A 1258-nucleotide genomic window follows, 5' to 3' on the forward strand; every position below is an offset into this window, starting at 1 on the left:
CATCACGCTCAAACACGCCTTCTCCGCGTTCAAGCCATCGCTTTGTATCGATTCCAAACGCTCGACGGTTTTCTCTCCGATCTGTACCAGCGTCAACTCAGGTTGCGCCCACACAGCGGTGCTTCCCAACTAGCCCCGCTATGAGAAGTGTCAGTGGTTTTTTCTTCATGATTGGCTTATCTCATTATTATTTGAATAGATTGAGCCCAAAATTTAGGCAACACTAACCCACAACATTTCTCTAAAAATCTAAGAAATATTGTTATTAATAAGTAGGTTAGGATTTAATTATCATTATGAGACAAGCAATTTAAAAATGAAGATTGAACGGAATGAGAGTGCAGTTCCAAAATGCCATACTGAAAAGATTCAATATGAGAGGTTCAGTCAATAATTCAGTGGATTTATAAATATTCAACAATTCAATAATTTAGATGATTTTACCATCAAAATCACCGTGAGAAATGGGTGAGCAGCTTCATCTCTTCCCGGCTTAGGTATAGAATATCAGAGCCGAGGCGAACTCGAACCAATAAGCAGAAACAGCCTGTATCTCGCTTGCTGAGTATCCCGTCCGAACCTCTCATTTGTTTAGCAGACAAACCACGCCCTTTCTCTCCCATTCATTCGGTGTGGTAACCCTGAAGAAAACTTGGAAACTAACATGAGTCTATTTGAGAATCTCTCAATCATCTTTGCCCTGATCTTATCCAGCTGCTTTTCTCTATGTCAGAAATTGCACTTTGCCGCCGCCAGAAAATTCGCTTAAAGCAGTTTTCTGACGAAGGAGATGAGCGCGCAACCAAAGTGCTTGAACTGCAAGCCAATCCGGGTAACTTCTTCACCGTGGTGCAAATTGGCCTTAACGCTGTGGCCATCATGGGCGGTATTGTGGGTGAGTCTGCCTTCACGCCTTACATCAAAGCCGCTCTTGACGGTGTTGTCCCAGCAGCTTGGTTGGCACAGGTGAGTTTCTTCCTCTCCTTCTTTTTAGTCACCAGCATGTTTATTTTGTTTGCCGACTTAATGCCCAAGCGACATCGCTATGGCGGTGCCAGAAAAAATCGCCATGACCTTGGTCGGTCCCGATGTTGGTCTGCATTTCCATTCTCAAGCCATTTATTTTTGTCTTTAACGGCTTAGCCAACCTGATTTTCCAACTGCTGAGCATTCCTGCCGAGCGCAACGACGACATTACCTCTGACGATATTTATGCAGTGATGGATGCAGGCGCTGAGGCGGGCGTGCATTGATCGCG

Annotated in this window: 1 pseudogene; it reads left to right on the forward strand. The window is 44.6% G+C overall.

Annotated elements, in window-relative coordinates:
* Positions 1-664 precede the first annotated feature (664 nt).
* A pseudogene (locus CIK04_RS26775) lies at positions 665-1247 on the forward strand (CNNM domain-containing protein); the annotation flags it as partial.
* Positions 1248-1258: the final 11 nt, after the last annotated feature.

Source organism: Vibrio sp. 03_296 (assembly GCF_002265885.1).